The sequence below is a fragment of the Rubritalea tangerina genome, from assembly GCF_042683245.1.
Lineage (GTDB): Bacteria > Verrucomicrobiota > Verrucomicrobiia > Verrucomicrobiales > Akkermansiaceae > Rubritalea > Rubritalea tangerina.
Map to the genome: position 1 here is coordinate 1 of NZ_JBHUJB010000036.1, position 16,064 is coordinate 16,064.

Annotated in this window: 16 protein-coding genes and 1 pseudogene; 7 read left to right on the forward strand and 10 right to left on the reverse strand. The window is 49.2% G+C overall.

Annotation, left to right across the window (positions count from 1 at the left end; all coding sequences use genetic code 11):
• Positions 1–135 precede the first annotated feature (135 nt).
• The 7 genes from ACFSW8_RS09095 to ACFSW8_RS09125 are packed head-to-tail and all read right to left on the reverse strand — an operon-like array spanning position 136 to position 8,807.
• The gene (locus ACFSW8_RS09095) at positions 136–2,490 is read right to left on the reverse strand and encodes a secretin N-terminal domain-containing protein (RefSeq protein ID WP_377089467.1); all 2,355 of its coding nucleotides are present in this window, start codon (positions 2,488–2,490) and stop codon (positions 136–138) included.
• 12 nt (positions 2,491–2,502) lie between these two features.
• Positions 2,503–3,099: a hypothetical protein gene (locus ACFSW8_RS09100; RefSeq protein ID WP_377089466.1), complete on the reverse strand. Its 597-nt coding sequence runs from the start codon at positions 3,097–3,099 to the stop codon at positions 2,503–2,505.
• 18 nt (positions 3,100–3,117) lie between these two features.
• Positions 3,118–3,633: a hypothetical protein gene (locus ACFSW8_RS09105; protein ID WP_377089465.1), complete on the reverse strand. Its 516-nt coding sequence runs from the start codon at positions 3,631–3,633 to the stop codon at positions 3,118–3,120.
• A gap of 24 nt (positions 3,634–3,657) precedes the next feature.
• Complete coding sequence (locus ACFSW8_RS09110; protein WP_377089464.1) at positions 3,658–4,884, reverse strand: PilN domain-containing protein; 1,227 nt, start codon at positions 4,882–4,884, stop codon at positions 3,658–3,660.
• On the reverse strand, positions 4,877–5,821 hold the full coding sequence (locus ACFSW8_RS09115; protein WP_377089463.1) for a type II secretion system minor pseudopilin: 945 nt from the start codon (positions 5,819–5,821) through the stop codon (positions 4,877–4,879). The genes ACFSW8_RS09110 and ACFSW8_RS09115 overlap by 8 nt, the downstream gene beginning before the upstream one ends.
• 2 nt (positions 5,822–5,823) lie before the next feature.
• Entirely contained in the window at positions 5,824–7,062 is a 1,239-nt protein-coding gene (locus ACFSW8_RS09120; protein WP_377089462.1) for a type II secretion system F family protein, read from the reverse strand.
• A 2-nt stretch (positions 7,063–7,064) separates the two neighbouring features.
• Positions 7,065–8,807: a GspE/PulE family protein gene (locus ACFSW8_RS09125; RefSeq protein WP_377089461.1), complete on the reverse strand. Its 1,743-nt coding sequence runs from the start codon at positions 8,805–8,807 to the stop codon at positions 7,065–7,067.
• Positions 8,808–9,085: 278 nt separating this feature from the next.
• Here ACFSW8_RS09125 and gspG point away from each other — a divergent pair, with 278 nt between their 5' ends.
• The 7 genes and pseudogenes from gspG to ACFSW8_RS09160 all read left to right on the forward strand — a co-directional run bounded on the left by gspG (position 9,086) and on the right by ACFSW8_RS09160 (position 13,408).
• The gene (gene gspG / locus ACFSW8_RS09130) at positions 9,086–9,529 is read left to right on the forward strand and encodes a type II secretion system major pseudopilin GspG (protein ID WP_377178027.1); all 444 of its coding nucleotides are present in this window, start codon (positions 9,086–9,088) and stop codon (positions 9,527–9,529) included.
• Positions 9,519–9,611: pseudogene (locus ACFSW8_RS09135) on the forward strand (type II secretion system protein); the annotation flags it as partial. The gene gspG and the pseudogene ACFSW8_RS09135, both read left to right, overlap by 11 nt.
• 39 nt (positions 9,612–9,650) lie before the next feature.
• On the forward strand, positions 9,651–10,031 hold the full coding sequence (locus ACFSW8_RS09140; RefSeq protein ID WP_377178057.1) for a hypothetical protein: 381 nt from the start codon (positions 9,651–9,653) through the stop codon (positions 10,029–10,031).
• Positions 10,021–10,452: a hypothetical protein gene (locus ACFSW8_RS09145; RefSeq protein ID WP_377089457.1), complete on the forward strand. Its 432-nt coding sequence runs from the start codon at positions 10,021–10,023 to the stop codon at positions 10,450–10,452. The genes ACFSW8_RS09140 and ACFSW8_RS09145 overlap by 11 nt, the downstream gene beginning before the upstream one ends.
• Positions 10,452–11,093, forward strand: coding sequence for a prepilin-type N-terminal cleavage/methylation domain-containing protein (locus ACFSW8_RS09150; protein ID WP_377089456.1), 642 nt, complete (start codon positions 10,452–10,454; stop codon positions 11,091–11,093). Before ACFSW8_RS09145 ends, ACFSW8_RS09150 begins: the two co-directional genes overlap by 1 nt.
• 321 nt (positions 11,094–11,414) lie before the next feature.
• A complete protein-coding gene (locus tag ACFSW8_RS09155) occupies positions 11,415–12,515 on the forward strand; it encodes a substrate-binding domain-containing protein (RefSeq protein WP_377178029.1) in 1,101 nt (366 codons plus the stop codon).
• A gap of 44 nt (positions 12,516–12,559) precedes the next feature.
• Positions 12,560–13,408, forward strand: coding sequence for a helix-turn-helix transcriptional regulator (locus ACFSW8_RS09160; RefSeq protein WP_377178031.1), 849 nt, complete (start codon positions 12,560–12,562; stop codon positions 13,406–13,408).
• A 9-nt stretch (positions 13,409–13,417) separates the two neighbouring features.
• On the opposite strand, the gene ACFSW8_RS09165 is transcribed toward ACFSW8_RS09160, so the two are convergent.
• The 3 genes from ACFSW8_RS09165 to ACFSW8_RS09175 all read right to left on the reverse strand — a co-directional run bounded on the left by ACFSW8_RS09165 (position 13,418) and on the right by ACFSW8_RS09175 (position 16,059).
• Positions 13,418–14,128 carry a hypothetical protein gene (locus ACFSW8_RS09165; protein WP_377178033.1) on the reverse strand — a complete coding sequence of 237 codons (711 nt, stop codon included), beginning with the start codon at positions 14,126–14,128 and terminating at the stop codon, positions 13,418–13,420.
• Positions 14,129–14,136: 8 nt separating this feature from the next.
• Positions 14,137–14,781, reverse strand: coding sequence for a hypothetical protein (locus tag ACFSW8_RS09170; RefSeq protein WP_377178035.1), 645 nt, complete (start codon positions 14,779–14,781; stop codon positions 14,137–14,139).
• A 585-nt stretch (positions 14,782–15,366) separates the two neighbouring features.
• Complete coding sequence (locus ACFSW8_RS09175) at positions 15,367–16,059, reverse strand: hypothetical protein (RefSeq protein WP_377089448.1); 693 nt, start codon at positions 16,057–16,059, stop codon at positions 15,367–15,369.
• Positions 16,060–16,064: the final 5 nt, after the last annotated feature.

Sequence of the window (16,064 nt, forward strand, 5' to 3'; positions counted from 1 at the left end):
GATTCCGTTGTTCAATACAACTTACCCCTAACCAATAGAAAGGAAATAAACTTACCAGTTGACCTCTCTTCACATAAAAGCCCGCACATCTCCGTGCAGGCTTTATATGGAATTTGATTTATGAAGCGAGTAACACTAACGTTTGCGAACACCACGGAAGGTATTCTTGTTCCGTGTCGGTGGTTGATTCTCAGGCGTTGGATCAGGAAGATACCAGAGTCGTCTTTGAGCTTTTTGCTCGGCAGTCGCCGCATCTTGTTGATCGGGATCAGAATACTTCAATGGAAGTACGCTCGCTCCAGACTGCAGGTCGCGCACAAGTTGGGATTTCTCACCATTTTGCCTTTGCAGATCCATTAACTCAGGTCGCCCATTAACAATCCGTGGAGAAATGAAGATCACAAGTTCTTCGCGGATCACATCTTTCTGGATAGTGGAGAACAAACGCTTAAGCCCGGGGATATGCATCAATACCGGTATACCACTCTCAGTTGACTCGTTTCTCTCAGTGATCAATCCCCCAAGAACAATGGTCTCCCCATTGGGAACAGTCACAGTCGTGAGAATACTCTCCTGACCAATCGTAGGAATGCTATTTCCATCAATGACAGTCTCACCAATGATGTTGTTATTCACGAATGAGATCTGTAAGGTCACTTCATTTTTGGAGTTCACCAGTGGGATGACTTCTAGTTCCAAAAGGATGTCACGGAATGCGATGTTAGTAGACTGCGACCCATTATTCCCAGAACCTCCCTGAGTAAATGTATTGGTTGGCACCGCCACTTGCTGGCCTGAGGAGAGGATGGCGCGCCTGTTGTTTGTCGTGAATACCGTCGGACGTGCCATGAGATGGAATTTACCACTATCTTCCATGGCTCTGAGGGTCGCAGTGAAATGCTTACCAATCTGTCCGTAGATCGATAGACCTGCAACGTTATCAAATGCTCCTAAGTTCGTCAGTGTCGTTGGATCTGCTAAGATCGGATAGCCTGTTCTATTTTGTGCAGCAAAGCCACTGTTCGCCCCACGAGTGAGCTGATAGGTACGTGCAAAATCCACACCAAAGTCGATCGAGTCCCCAAGATTATAGCGTCCAAAAATCGCAGTAATCTGTACCTGATCGGTCACTACATCCATCTCGTCTATCAGATCTTTCACCACCTTAATGGACGAAGGAGGCCCTTTGATAATCAAAGTATTGTTACTATTGTCGGCAACGAGCAAAGTCTTACCAATAATCACAGCTTCCGGTCCCTCTTCACGAGATGTCTCCGCTAGATTCCCCCCTGCATTGTTCTGTGAGAAGGATCCATTTGCAGACACTTGCCCACGGTTCTGACCACTAGTAATACGGTTATTTCCACTGCGCTGGTTTCCACCCGCTTCGTCAGAACTTTTCACAGACACTTGCGTGATGGCATTCTCCGCAATGTTTAAAAATTCAGAGACTGAGAGGAATTTCAACTTATGTTTGTAGAAGTTTCGTTCGTCCAATGGAGTATCAAAACCAGCCACTAAGCCTTCAGCCACCTCGACATCGATCGGGCGTCCAATCACAAAAATACGATTGGTCCGCACATCGGCAAGCACCTGCACGCTGCTGAAGCTTTCTCCTCCCGCACGGCGATTATTCTGATTACTGTTCCCTTGGCCACCAGGACGGTTATTAGCGTTGTTCGGCGCGGGAGTCGCAACCGCCCCACCTGCACCAGCTGAAAGCTGAGTATTCTGCTGAGCACTGAACTCCATGATCGAGCGGATATTCTCAGCAGTCTCCTCAGCGTCTGCATGCTGCAGTGAAATCCACTTCTGACGAGACAACTCCTGAGGTGTATCTATACGTTCTTTAATACTGATGAGCGTACGAATTAATTGGGAGTTCTCAGTGATTATCAGCGCATTGGCATTTGGCACAGGAACCACCGATCCGTGCGCATCAAGCTGAGAGACCACTCCAGTAAAGATACTCATTGCCTCTTCCGGCTTAATATAATCAAAGCCCATGACGTACGTCACAAGTTCCTCGCCATCGGGCAATAACAAAGCGTCAGATACCAAGGGGTAACCACCAGCCTTCCTCACATTAGGGGCTGGCAAAAGCTTCACCTCATTTGGCCCACTCGGTACAAAGACCAAGCCTTCCAAGAAACAGGTTTTCACCAACAAGTCAGCAGCCTCGCGATAGCTTAGCTTCCCTTCTTGTACAAAACTAATCTCTACGCCCTGCACTGCTCTGGTGAGAATCACGCGCTTGCCTGTATACTTACGGTAATGCTGAGCGATCGCCTCCCCACTCATCTGTGGTTCAATGACGCCTTCTGGAAGAATCGTATTCGGGTCAACCAAGGGCTTTTCCTGAGCTGGTGCCGCCCCTGGTGCAGGAGGTTCAGGCGGCTGCTCTGGCAACACTGGAGCCTGAGCTGAGGCCACACCTGCAAGCAAGAAGCTGGTGGAAAGCCCGTTAAGAACTTTAGAAATCTTTTTCATAATGCGTAGGTCTTATTTCGTGCGAGGCACGGGTGGAGTCGGTGAGGGTGTGCGACGCACGCGCGGGCGGCGTCCTGTAGAATTTGTACTCGGAGTCGGAGTTGTCTTACCTGCGGTTGGAACAGGTGGGCGGTTACTTGTGGTAGGACGCACTGGCTGCCCCTTGGGGGCTGCTTTCGTCACCACTTTTGAGGCTTTAGCGATGCTGTTTTTAATATCTGTGGAATTGAACCCAATTGTCTGTTGGCTCCCCCCACTCATCACCACTGCAGTAGTTTGCATGTAGCTGTTCTTATTCGGGTTGACCTTCACGAGACGAAGCCCATTTTTGTTAGTAGGCTTACCTTCCTTAAGAACAATCCGGGTCTTAGGGTCCTTGCGATCCACCACCGTTACATACCAACCATCATCAAACTTCGTGACCCCTCTGAGCGCTAAGGAAGTGCTCACTGGTTTGGGCGCGTCAGCTATCACCTTTTTCTTGATGATGAAGGGCGACCTCTTTGGAATCGCGCTAAACTCATTGAAGTTAGGATTTATCGGCACAGTTCCCTCCGCTAGCATGGCTAGCAAAATATTGGCACTCAGAACTGTTAGTAATTTATGCATGAGTCAATGGTTTCTACACTATAGAGATTCAGATGCAATCAGCCATTGTTCGGCTGTGAGGGTACAGATGATCGTTTCGTCTTCCTCAGCTTTCGGCGAAGGCCTCATCAAAATTTGAGTGACCGCACGAAATTCACTTGGCTGGTGAATCTCCACGAGCCATTGGTAGATCTGCTCTTCAGTGGCAGTCGCTGTCATCTGAATTTTTGTCCTCTGATACTTACCTCCCTTATTATCTAGGGGGCTGAGCTGAGGCTTCTCTGGAGTAAAGCCTAACTTTTTCCCTGAGCTCGTGAGAAACTCTAACAATTTACTCTGCTCAGCACCGAAGGTGGATGGCTCCGGCTCATACTGATCCATCCATGCCACTTCCTCAGCGATCACATCTGCGGTGGTCACACTATTACGGTAGCTCTCAGCACGCACAGCGAGAGACATCGCTTGGCCCTCTTTTTCTCGATAAGTTTCAAGATACTTCTTAATCCCCCACACATGCCCAAACACTAGGACCATGCCAGCGATCATCAGAAACATTGTTTTTTCACGCTTATTCATCGCTTAATATCCCTCGTAGCCAACAGGCTTTGCATTAAATTGAAATTCCCAGAGTCGCGTCTTACTGGATTGCTTAGGTTGCCCTAACTCCCACTCGTATTCCTCAAAAACATCCGACTTCCTCAACTTAGGCTTAAATCGGTTCAAGGCATCCGGAGTTGTAGCATTCCCTTTGATTTGAATGAACCCTTGTTGCACATTGATTTCGGTGAAGCGTATCGGCTGCCCGCCCGGAATCGCCATGACGCATTCCTTAAACAAACGCAATGGCCAGTTAGGCGTCACCACTGGCGATAGCTCATCCCAAGCCGCAAAATGGTCCTGATTACTCTGCCAGGAGGGAGCAAACTGAGCGATTTCATTCTCAAGCTTCGCAATCTTTTGATCCTGTTGGTGATTTTTCCACCACAGGACAACTCCTGCGATTAAATACAATGCCGCCACAGCCATGAGCACAACCCGCAAGCGCATCATTGATCTAACCCGCTTCTCCCACTCACTCACTGCAGAAGGCTGCAGTTCTATAGTACTTGTAGGAAATGATGGAACGGGTCGCGGTTCCTGATGTAACAGAAGGTTCGCTGAGGCCAGCTGCTTCTCGAGCTCAGTCACATCCTCAAACGAGGACCACAGCAAGAGTTCGTGCGGATGAAACGCAATCCCCTTCATTGCCAGCTGTGAGCAAAGAAGCGAAATCGTCATGCCCAAGTTGAGAACCTCCGATCCCAATGGCTCAATAAAGAACGGTACGTTGTTTCGGTAAAACGCTAAACACCAAGTGTGCCGTTCTTTCCAGAGTGCAATACAGTCGCCGTCTCGGTTTGGTGAATAGAATCTTGCTGAAAAATCAAACGAGTAATGCCGTAGGTCGTTCTCTGCGTTCAACTCCTCTTCTAACAGATAGATGGCGGAAACAAATGTCTTCCCGTCAGATTTCTCTACAGGGATACAATCCCACCCCTGATAAGCCTCATCCATAAGAAGCCCTGAACTCTCAAGTTCAAGTTGAGCCGCTCCTCGATATTCTTCAACATCATCACTCGGAACTAATAAAGGAATCGTCGCCACCCGACAGACAGAAAAAGCAACACAAGCACCAGGCTGAGCATCTGACTTTCCAACAGCTCCATCCAAGGACTTTACATGCTTCACCACGTCAGCGCGCTGGCTCCACACTTCCCATCCATCTGCCTCAGATGGTAAGATGACTATTTTCTCTGATTTACTCACTTGTTAATTGCTTTTCTTGATACTCTAACAAACCACTTTGTCCTCCCTTAGCGCCTGAAATGGCGCGAATGAGGTACTGGAAACTACCTGAATAACCAACACTCTCAATCCTTAAAATTGAGCCATTCAATGTGAAACGCTGCGCAATCGTATCTCGATACCCTGGTGGTGAAGCCATATCATCGAGTGCCTCACCAACACTCTCAAATCGAATATCATCTTCCGTACCCATCATTCCATCATCACCTGCCACAAATGCGCGGAACTCTGCTGCAATTGAAACCTCAACCTCCGCGGCTGCAGCCAACAACTCTGGGTGCGCTTCATGAATATCGAGTGGCCCCTGAGACCATAAAGTGAAAAATTCGCGCCAATCAGGTTTGAGTTCCTCAACCAGATAAAAGCCACGAACGAGCTGCAGCTCATCTAAATCGCGAAATGGCCGATTGTAGGGACGGTCAAGGTAGCCAAGCTCACGGTAATACTCAGCCTCAGCCCCATTCAGGCTAATCAACTCATCACCATCGACCCAATCCGTCAGAGCATCGACGAGCTGATCGACTTCGCGATCTTCTAGCCCCCATATCTTAAATAAATTGGTAAGAGCCCCCTTATCTTGAGAGCTCAGCACCGCATTGATATTTAATCGAGCAGCTTCCGGCTCAATCACCACAGCATACCCCTCATCATACTCAGCTGGAGGACCTTGAAGGATCGGATCGTCACGCTCGATCCCCGGATGTAGACCATAACTTAGACCTGTGTGAGCCTGCTGCCAGGCTGTAAAAGAATGCACCTCTGCGACATTATCATCCACATCAACCTTCAACATCGTCAGCGTCACCACTAAAAGTGAAGTCATGAATGTGATCACCCAGAGCACGGCGATGAGTGCTACCCCGCGCCGGTCACTAGTTCTATGGAGAGGTTTCTGCATCCTTATCTCTTAATATTACCCATGGTTTCGTAGATCGCTTGAATCATTGTATACGATAGTAGCGCCACCAAACCTGCCATGGCCAAAAGAACTATCGGAGAAATCAAGCCCAAGACACTTTTGATCAAAATAGAGAGGCGTTTATCGTAGTACTCGCCTGCTCGGACTAATGCGCGTGCCAACTTTCCCGTACTCTCCCCCACCGCGATCAAATCAACCATGTTGGCGGGAAACATCTCAGTCTTGCGCATACAACGGGTCAATCGGTAACCATCCCCAACGCCATCGGAGATAGAGGCTAACCTCCCTTTGAAATAGCGATTCGTCATCGTCTCCGAGGTCAACTGTAGCCCCTGAACTAAAGGCACACCATTCGCGAGTAGATTACCCAATGTCTGTAGCCACTGGACATAAATCCCATACATCAAAACATCCCCTATCACTGGCAACTTCAACTTCGCCTCGTCCCAGACTGCCTTGTTCGCCTCAGATTGATACCATACTTTCCCAGCAACAGCGGCCGCTACCGCCAGCACAAGAATTGTCACCCATTGGCTTCTCAGGAAATCACCCAATGATGTTGCTAATTTAACACCGAGTGGCATCTCAGACCCCGGCATCCCTTCAAGCAAACTCGTGATCTGAGGTAAAAGGTAAAAAATAAACACCAAGGTCACGATCACACATGCCAAGATCAAAAAGGCCGGATAAATCATCGCTTGAGTGAGGCGTGCTCGCAACTCCATCTGCTCCTTCATATAGAGCCCGTGTTGCTTCAAAATCGTTTGCAAACTGCCACTCGCCTCACCCGCTTTCACTAGATTACAGTACAGCTGATCAAATGCTGGCGACACGCGTGGCAGCGCTTGGTACATCTGTTCACCCTCTGTCACCCAGCGACGCAATTTTGCGGAGGCGCGTTTCAAAACCCCACTCTCATCCCTCTGCTCCATCGAAGCAAGTGCGGGCTCCAATGGCAGCCCCGCTTCCAGCAGCTCTGAAAGTTCCTCAGTGAAAGCAATCACATCCTTGTTTTTCAGGACCACAGGCTCATCAAGGCTTTCTTCTTTCTTTTCCTCAGCCTTCTTCTTTTTACCTGCAGTCGCCTCCTTAATTGTGACAGGCCTCAACCCCTTGGCTTGAAGAAACCGCATCGCCTCCGAACGCGTCGCCAGATCCAGCTCCCCCGCTTGCTTCTGCCCAGCCGCGTCCATGGCGACATATTGAAAAACCTTGGCCATCACTAACTATTTATGACACCTGAATGAGCATGTGTTGATGACAGCACCTCTTCTATCGAGGTCACCCCCTTCATCACCTTGCGCCAACCGTAATCGCGCATGGTTTCAAAACCTTCCTTCACTGCCTGTTCAAAGACCGCATTCTCATCTGCTCCCTTCGCGATCAAATTCTGAATGGATTCTGAAATCTGACAGATCTCGTAAATAGCGATACGCCCCTGATACCCGGTGTGGCGGCACTCTGGACACCCGACGGCAACACAAGGATGCCCTTCCAAGCGGTAAATCGGACGTGGGATCCCCAATTCCTCAGCGCGTGCCTCAGACCAATCTTTCACTGGTTCGGCACAATGACTGCAGAGCCTACGCACCAATCGCTGAGCCAAGAAGGCCCGCACTGAGGCCGATACCAAGAATGGCTCAATATCCATATCCAATAAGCGGCTGATCCCGCCAATCGCAGTATTCGTGTGCAGGGTACTAAACACCAAGTGACCAGTCAGTGAGGCTCGAATCGCAATCTCAGCTGTCTCGGTATCACGAATCTCACCAATCATCACATTGTTCGGGTCAGCACGTAGGATCGACCGCAATCCCTTCGCAAAGGTGAGCCCGACTTCCGGACGCACAGCAATCTGCACAATACCAGGTAATTTGTTCTCTACTGGATCCTCAATCGTCACCGTGCGCGTCTCCGGCTTGTTCAAATGGTCTAAGAAACAATAAAGACTCGTCGATTTACCAGACCCCGTCGGCCCCGTGGCCAAAATAACCCCATGTGACAATGAGAGCACCTCATGAATGGCATGCTTCACCGTGTCTTCTAGCTCCAGAGCATTCAGATCGAATTTCTCTTGGTTCAAAAGACGCAAACTCACAGTCTCTCCTTCCACAGACGGTATCGTCGCAACACGCACATCGATACTCTTTCCTTCGTTCTTCAAATGAATACGCCCGTCTTGTGGCATCCGACGTTCCGCCACATCCAAACGCGACATGATTTTCAAGCGCGCCACCACCGAAGACTGAAGTGCATTAATCCGCTCAGGTACCGGCACATCCAGTAATTGCCCATCCACACGGTAACGAATGCGTAATAGATCACTCTGAGGCTCGATGTGGATATCTGTCGCTTTGTGCACCAATGCCTCTCGGATGATCTGATTCACGAATCGCAACACACTCGCCTCATCAGACTCGTCTTCATCCAAAACCGATGCCTCATCCTTCTCAGCAAGCTGGTCAGCTTCAAGATCACGACCTGCCAAAATCTTTTCAAAGGTATCCGCACCCACACCATAAATGGCACTCAAGGAACTTCTAACATGCCTCCGCTCGGCCAATACCCAACGCAACGTGTAGGGGAGTTTCCGCGTCAAGGTTTGGCGCGCCTCCATCCGATAGGGGTCATAGCAGGCAATGCTCAAGACGTTCTCTTCCAGCGCCAGTGGCACCACTTGATAGCGAATCGCTAATGCGGCACTACACACTTGCTTGAGCTCACTTACGTCCTCAGGTTCCAATTCTCCAGTGAGTAAAGGCATATGCACCAACTCCGCCAAGCCCTTGTAGAAATCCTCTTCAGTCACCAAGCCTGCATCTAACAATGCGTCAATGATGGGTAATTGCAGTTGGCTAGCACTATCAATCACCTCCTCGATACTCGCCTCCTCGGCACGACTAGAGGAACAGGACAACTCAAAGAGCTGCTGCACGATTGGGCTTCTTTCTAAAATTTCACTCATATAGGGTTCTTCGAAGACCACTCACTGGGTTTCAACCGAGCTAGCGGCGGTGAGTTGCAGATTTTTCTTAACTTACTCAAATAATACTTCAAGACACGATTACTGGCCGAAAACGCATATCAGAGAAACAATTCACGTAAAGCCCAACGCTACCTCTCTAAATAAATTGTCTATCCAGCTTCTGAAGGTCCTCAATCCCCGACTGCTCCCCATGAGATTCCGCAATTCCTAAGCCGACAGTTTGACAAAGCCTACTAAATAACTTAACGAATTCACCTATGAAGTGTGCTCCTACCCATAAACACCCTCGCCTCCGCGGCGGCTTTACTCTCCTTGAAATGATGATGGTCATGGCCATCATCGCCATCCTCGTGGGTGGCGTTATCGCCCTCACCAAAGATTTCTCAGGTGGTGCTAAAATTCAAAAAGCCGAAAGTGAGATGCAGACACTCGCCGGTCACCTGATGAACTACAAAAATTTAGCCGGACGCTATCCAACTTCAGAACAAGGTTTGGACGCACTAATCAACAAACCCACAAGTGCTCCAAAACCAAGACGGTGGGACCAGACACTCAAAGCCCTTCCTGATGATCCATGGGGGAATCCATACATCTACAAGATGCCTGGCACAAAAGATTCATCCACCTACGAACTGATCAGCTACGGCGCCGATGGCCAACCAGGTGGTGACGATGACATCAGCTCGCAGGATGCGCAATAAGCCCACATGTACCCCGAACCGCTCAGGGTTCACTCTTTTAGAAATAATGGTCACCTTGGCCATTATTTCTGTTTTATTAGGCTCTGCTGTCCTTTTCATAGCCAATAACGACAATAAGGCTATGGAACAAATAGCCCAACAAACGCAGGTGCTTGCGAAAGAAACTCTGCGCAAAGCAAAACAAGAGGAACGTCCCTACTCAATCATCCTGACCAACCGCGAGATCTGGGTGCAGCCAGAAAACTCCAACCTAGAGCTCGACCTCCAAGACGCCTCTCGCCGCACCCAAACGATCGCCATCCCCGATGGTGTCTCAGTCTCGATCTTGGAACAACCCGACGACGGCTGGTTCACTCTCAAAAAAAATTCAGCCCCCTTCATTTGGACTTTCACCCAATCCGGGCTTTGCGATAACCTTGAAATCCAATTTGAAGACGATAATGCCATCGAAACAATGGCATTCCATCCACTGACCGCCGGCGAAATTCTCGATGAAGAATAACCCCACAACAACCAAAAATGGTTTCATGCTACTGGAGGCCCTGCTGGCCTTCAGCATTTTTGGCATTGCCGTCACGAGCATCGTTATCGCCCTCCATACCACAGCCGAACTCAGTCAAGATATCGTCCGAGAACAATGGGTTAAACAAGAAGCCCAAAACATCCTCAAAGAAGTCATCACAGCGCCCCGCTCAGGCAACGACTTCGAGCGCGACGAAACCTACGTGATCGATGAATTCACTGATGCAAGAATAGTCGTAGAACCACTCGAGGCAGTTAATCAAGACCAAGACATCCTCGATGACCTCTACTCAGTCACTGTTACCATCTATTGGGACGATGACGGACAACGGGCCGAGCAATCATTCACCACCACGCACTACTCTAACATGTTCAATGGTGCCAACCAAGGAGGACGCTAATGAAAACCCCAGATTTACGTCCACGCTCTGGCTTCACCATGCTCGAAATGATCCTCGCCATGTCGATTCTGGCAGTCATCATTTCAGTCATTTTCTCCATCACCACCAGCTCGGTCACCCTCGGACGCAGCATCTTGAGCTCACAATCCAATTCACGACACCAAGCTGCATTTTATAACTACCTCCAAGGCTTGTTTGCGAATCTCCCAAGTGACGCGGAAATCACCCTCGAAATCAACGACCAAGAATTTCAAACCCTCCACATCCAGAACCCCAATACCCAATACCCCGCCCAAGGACGCCAACACCTCGCCAAAGAACTCTGGATGGCCGTCAGCACCAACCGAGACGGACTCCTCAGCCTCGCAATGGAAACCTCTAACCAATACGAGGACGAAGCAAACTCACAAGACCCAATCTATTTCCAAACCGAGATGGTCAGAGACTTCAATAACATCCGCTGGGAATTCTATAATGCCAGCCGCGATGAATGGAGCCCCGAATGGACACCCGCCATGGGAAGACCATCGCAAATTAAATTTTTCTACAGCTACCCAGGCTATAGCGAGGAACATATGCACTACTTCTGGATCCCATTGCGCCAGCAACCCCAGATCAATGCAAATACCCAACAGCCGTAGCATAGCTGCGCTACCCATTGACACGTTCCTCCCGCTCAAGCTATTACCCCATATGGTAGTAGACTTCACTTAGACTCCCACTTGAGCCCACCGAGCGACTTTCATCAGATCCCACTCTTGAAACCCAAGAATGCGCTATGATGAAAAGAACGCCCACCGTCTCCGCCTACTCGTATGAGCGAGTCACCAACCCTTGTGCCACCTCAGTATGGGTCTCACCAGCTGCCCTCCTTAGCCACTCTCAGCTTTCCATATAGCGCCCCACTCCCCATGCGCATATCCTCCTTCTCAAAGCATTCAAATCTGTGGCAACATCATCAAATGGACGAAAAAAATGCCATCCTAAACCGTTGGGAACAAATTGCTAACATCGTCATTTGCCAGATCGAATCGAAAAAATGGCAACACACCCTCCCCGGCGTCAACGCACTCTCAAAAGAATATCACGTCAACCACAAGACGGTTCGAAAAGCCTTGCTTCACATAGAGAACAGAGGATTCATCGCTCCACCTGAGGGGAGAAAACCGCGTAAAATTATCGACGCGAAACACCACCCAAAACCACAACGCTCCCACCCTCGCCGCTTACTCATTCTATCCAATAAAGCGGAAGACATCGACCGCACCACTCAGAAAATCTTTGACGGACTCAAAACCCTCTGGGCTAAAAAGTTTGAAGATACACAAGCCGTCGCTGTGGACTTCATGCAATACATCCGCCCCACACAGTACCTGAAACGCCTCCTCAAGCTCCATTCCGCCGACGCCCTCGTCATTCTCAATGCACACTCCGAATGGTCCAACGCAGCCAACCAGCTTCTTCCAACCTACCTCCTCGGTGGCTGGGTTCCCAAGAAAGGAGCTTATTCAATCTCGGGCCCCGCACAATCTCTGAGCTATGAAGCTCTGGTCCAGAAACTCACCTCTATCGGCCACCAACGCATTCTCTGCGCAATGATGCATTGCATCGATGAGGAAAAAGAGCTCATCACCAATGTCTATAAAAACCACCTCAATGAACAACACCTCCTCGGTAGATGCCATGATTACGTGGTGCGTGTGAAATATGAAACTCCCGAAAGCTGGATGGCCATGTGGCAAAGACAAATCCCACGCCTCCAACCCACAGCTGTCATCGTTGAAAATGAAACACACTTGCTCTCACTCTACAGCTATTGCCACCTCCACCAAATCAGCATCCCTGACGACCTCTCTGTCGCCTGTGTTTGTGATAGTGATATTCTCGACTACCTCACCCCTAGGCCAGTGCGCCAAGTCTATCCCTTAGAAGAAACCCTGCGTCACTTCCAACAATGGATCAACCACGGCCTCACCCCCATCGGTAAGAAAATTCTCGCCGATGACTTCACCCACGGTGACTCCATCGCACCCCCTAAAAATTTACTTAACAATTCCGATTGAACTATTGGGAAGATTCGCCCACCGTTTCACGTATCCGACTAAACATGGCCGATTTACGCACTACGAATGTCCCCACCCCCACCGATTACCTCCGAGGAGTCGGTGACTCACTCTTGGGCCTCCCTCAAAATATTCTCTTCTTCCGTCGCACGAGTAAGCAGGTTCTCCAGCAAGAAAGCATCAAGAATCGCTCCCACCACCGCATTGTCGCTGTCTTTAACCTCGAAACCGCTGCCTATATCCACCTCGATCACCTTGAAGTCGAACTACGCCCTCGACAAGCGCTCGTCATTCCCCCTCACCAATTTCACCACTTCAGTAACCTCGAATCTCCAAAACTCAATTGGCTCTTTTGCACCTTCGAACTAGAGCGCCCATCCTACATCGAACCACTGCGGAATAAAGTGATCCCAGTCAATGAAGCGGCCCTAGAGAGCCTCTCGCAAGCTCTCGCAGCCTTTCTCAATGAAGATGGTAAACCACACGCTACCGATGAGCTCCAAGCTCTCGTCCTCACCACCCTTGTGCGGCTCAAGCAAGCAGCCATCGACCACTCAGCGCCCTACAATATTATCACGGACGACATCGTCAGTAAGGTCAACAGAGTCCTCATTGAAACCCCAAACACGGAACTCACGATCAGCACCATTGCTGACAACTTCAAACTCTCGGAGTCTCGTATGCGAGCCGTCTTTAGAGACTCTGCCGGCGTCTCACTCGGAAAATATATCCTCAACTACAAGATCCACACGGCCCTCTCCCTCCTCGCGAATACCAAGCTTGCTGTCTCTGAAATTGCTGACCAAGCAGGTTTCACTTCCCTCCAAGCATTCAGCCGAACTTTCAAAGAGAAAACCGGTGTTCCCCCAAGCCACTTCCGCAAGAAGCAATAAAACCTCTCCCTATTGCCCACATAACCCCAGAGTCACACCACCAATCCCAATCAAAACCGGGCGCGTAGCTTGAACCTCTGATGCCAGCTTCTGGTGCGTTTTCCGCTCCTCCACAACCTGCAATGCAGCTACCGAGCCACGCTTCTCCTGATGCGTCGCATCTCGCCGAGCCACCTCTACCACGAGTGGTCCCGACAAGCCCTTCACCCGCAGAACATTGGCCTCCGACCATCTCGGACCCTCTCCGTACACGCTCTTTTCCCCACTTGTCTCATACAGTTTCCCATTCACACGTGCCGGTAGGAAATGCCCACCATCCACATCTGAGGAAAAATAAAGTATCAACTCGTAACTTCGGTAGGGTAGCCCGTCCATTGTGATTTCAATGGCTTGCCTGTGGCTATCATCCAAATAGCCCAATCGTAATTTAGCATCGCCTATCCCCCTTGCCGCATCTGCTCCAGCAGACCCATCTCCCCAAGTATTCGCCGATTTCCAACCTATTGAAACCTTTGCTTGGCGCTCTCCATGAGAATCCTGCAATCCGACCCGCTTGCCACTCGCTGCGCCATTGGTATGATTCCAATGCTTGGCCGAGACGACTCCAGCCTCCACATGAGCACTCATCAACTGCTTCACTTCCCCAGCCCTTAGAAAGTTGACACTGAGAACCTTCTCTTGGCCGCACAACCCCACAGAAAGGGCCCCTAAAACTAGCATCGCACGCATCATTTCTCCTCAATGATCTGCACGGCAGCAATTGTCCCGCGGTTTTCCATCTCCCTCTCCTCCCTCTTAGGCACCTTGATCGAAAGTGTCCCCTTCAATCCTTTCACTTCAAGATAGTTCGACTTTGCCCATCTCTGGTCCGATCCATATGTCTTCTTCTCTCCCTCAGTAGCAAACTTCTTCCCATTCACACGCACCGGCAAGTAAGCACCACCATTCGTGTCGCTCGAAAAATAAATCAATACACGATAACTCTTATAAGGGATGTCGCTCACCCTAATCGAAACTGTCTCCTCTACACTGTCGTCAATATACCCCCTCCTCAATTGAGCATCCCCATTCCCCTTCGACGCCACTTCTTCAGCGGATGAGTCCCCCCAAAATTTATCTGCCTTCACAACGACTTCAGCCCCCTCCAATTCCTTGCCCTCATTATCCACCAAAGCCACCTTCTTACCGGCTTGGTCCGCTCGATAATGATTCCAAGCACTTTGCAACACAACGCCCGCCTCCGTGTCTGATTTCAGAAACTGACTCGCATGCGAACTCGACTCTACAAAGTTAATCCCAATCGATGAGGCAACACAGCTCGCCACCATTCCCAGCGCTACAGCACTATTCCAAATTTTCTCTCTTAACTTCATTCTTCAACAGGGTTTATTGTCCAGCGCCTAATGGCCGACTGGTAACACAATGACACCACCATCACTCCATAGCCAAGTCTCAAGATCCATCAAGACTACCACCTAAAGGGTAGCAGATTCTCCCCACACACTCCATCCATCAAAAAATAGACACAACTTAGCTTCAATGAGATACCTAATCAACAATCTCAATCATGCACGCAATCCCATAGAAAACTCCCATTAGTTGAAGTCACAAACAAAACGTAAAGTGCATAGTGCTAGAAATGCCACCCACATTATCACCCACTTAGCTCCTCCCACAAAACCTTTCCCCCAAGAAAATACCGTCAACATGCGTACCTCCCGCTCAGTAAAGGGTTCGGCTCTAACATCGCGAGCTATTTATAGAGAAGACCCACCTAACACCATGCATAATGGTAAATACAGCCCATGCACATACATTCGCATGCATTGTTTCTCAGAAAGTATGGGTCCTAAGAATTTCTGTTACTCCTTTTATTTCTCGGAACGATCTGGCTTGATGATGAACTCTACGTTTTTTCGATCTTCAGCTCTCAAAAGCGCCCGGAAGCTCCGGTTGATTCAACTTGGTTTGAAATCCACCAAACTCTTTGTCCTCACAACGGCCTCACCGCGCGAGTCCACAGTCGTATAGAAAAACATCAATGAGCGTTTGCTAGATCTGTTCATAAACATATTCGAATAGACTCTAATCATTTCGCCATTTTCATTGTGCCACGACTGACAATGAATGGCTTTCTTTACACTATTGATAGAAAACACAACGGACCGAGCCTGTTTAGGTTTTAAACTCAATTTCTTTTCTCCCATTTTAACGTAGATATCTTTCGATGTGAAATTGACCATCTTGTACGAGCCGTAGGGAAAAACAGATGGGTGGATGTCATAGACTTGGTAATTCCACTGTGTTTTTCCCTTAACCATCATTACCAATGGCTTTTTTACCTTACTGGGGATAACAAGGCTTTTAATAACCTGGAAAGGCTTTTCTGGATCGCCTGTTTTCTTGTATAGTTTGATGGGCTTCCCAGAGACATACCCGTATGGCGAGGAATAGCTCATAGGATGGATTCCCACTTCTACCATGCTCTTCTTCCGGCTGTCTTTTTGTACACTTTCAATGTACACGGACTCATCACCCCACTCGCTCCAACAAGCAATGTAGAATGTCTTTCCAAGCTTTGAAGATTGACCAAGTGCCAAACACGTAAGGAAGGAAGAAACGAGTGCAAATAGGTATAGATGACGAATCATAATAT

What these genes read in the sequence shown, in the direction of transcription:
- ACFSW8_RS09095 (WP_377089467.1), bottom strand. Translation starts at nt 2,490, where the DNA reads ATGAAAAAGATTTCTAAAGTTCTTAACGGGCTTTCCACCAGCTTCTTG.
- ACFSW8_RS09100 (WP_377089466.1), bottom strand. Translation starts at nt 3,099, where the DNA reads ATGCATAAATTACTAACAGTTCTGAGTGCCAATATTTTGCTAGCCATG.
- ACFSW8_RS09105 (WP_377089465.1), bottom strand. Translation starts at nt 3,633, where the DNA reads ATGTTTCTGATGATCGCTGGCATGGTCCTAGTGTTTGGGCATGTGTGG.
- ACFSW8_RS09115 (WP_377089463.1), bottom strand. Translation starts at nt 5,821, where the DNA reads ATGCAGAAACCTCTCCATAGAACTAGTGACCGGCGCGGGGTAGCACTC.
- ACFSW8_RS09120 (WP_377089462.1), bottom strand. Translation starts at nt 7,062, where the DNA reads ATGGCCAAGGTTTTTCAATATGTCGCCATGGACGCGGCTGGGCAGAAG.
- ACFSW8_RS09125 (WP_377089461.1), bottom strand. Translation starts at nt 8,807, where the DNA reads ATGAGTGAAATTTTAGAAAGAAGCCCAATCGTGCAGCAGCTCTTTGAG.
- gspG (WP_377178027.1), top strand. Translation starts at nt 9,086, where the DNA reads ATGAAGTGTGCTCCTACCCATAAACACCCTCGCCTCCGCGGCGGCTTT.
- ACFSW8_RS09140 (WP_377178057.1), top strand. Translation starts at nt 9,651, where the DNA reads ATGGAACAAATAGCCCAACAAACGCAGGTGCTTGCGAAAGAAACTCTG.
- ACFSW8_RS09145 (WP_377089457.1), top strand. Translation starts at nt 10,021, where the DNA reads ATGAAGAATAACCCCACAACAACCAAAAATGGTTTCATGCTACTGGAG.
- ACFSW8_RS09150 (WP_377089456.1), top strand. Translation starts at nt 10,452, where the DNA reads ATGAAAACCCCAGATTTACGTCCACGCTCTGGCTTCACCATGCTCGAA.
- ACFSW8_RS09155 (WP_377178029.1), top strand. Translation starts at nt 11,415, where the DNA reads ATGGACGAAAAAAATGCCATCCTAAACCGTTGGGAACAAATTGCTAAC.
- ACFSW8_RS09160 (WP_377178031.1), top strand. Translation starts at nt 12,560, where the DNA reads ATGGCCGATTTACGCACTACGAATGTCCCCACCCCCACCGATTACCTC.
- ACFSW8_RS09165 (WP_377178033.1), bottom strand. Translation starts at nt 14,128, where the DNA reads ATGCTAGTTTTAGGGGCCCTTTCTGTGGGGTTGTGCGGCCAAGAGAAG.
- ACFSW8_RS09170 (WP_377178035.1), bottom strand. Translation starts at nt 14,781, where the DNA reads ATGAAGTTAAGAGAGAAAATTTGGAATAGTGCTGTAGCGCTGGGAATG.
- ACFSW8_RS09175 (WP_377089448.1), bottom strand. Translation starts at nt 16,059, where the DNA reads ATGATTCGTCATCTATACCTATTTGCACTCGTTTCTTCCTTCCTTACG.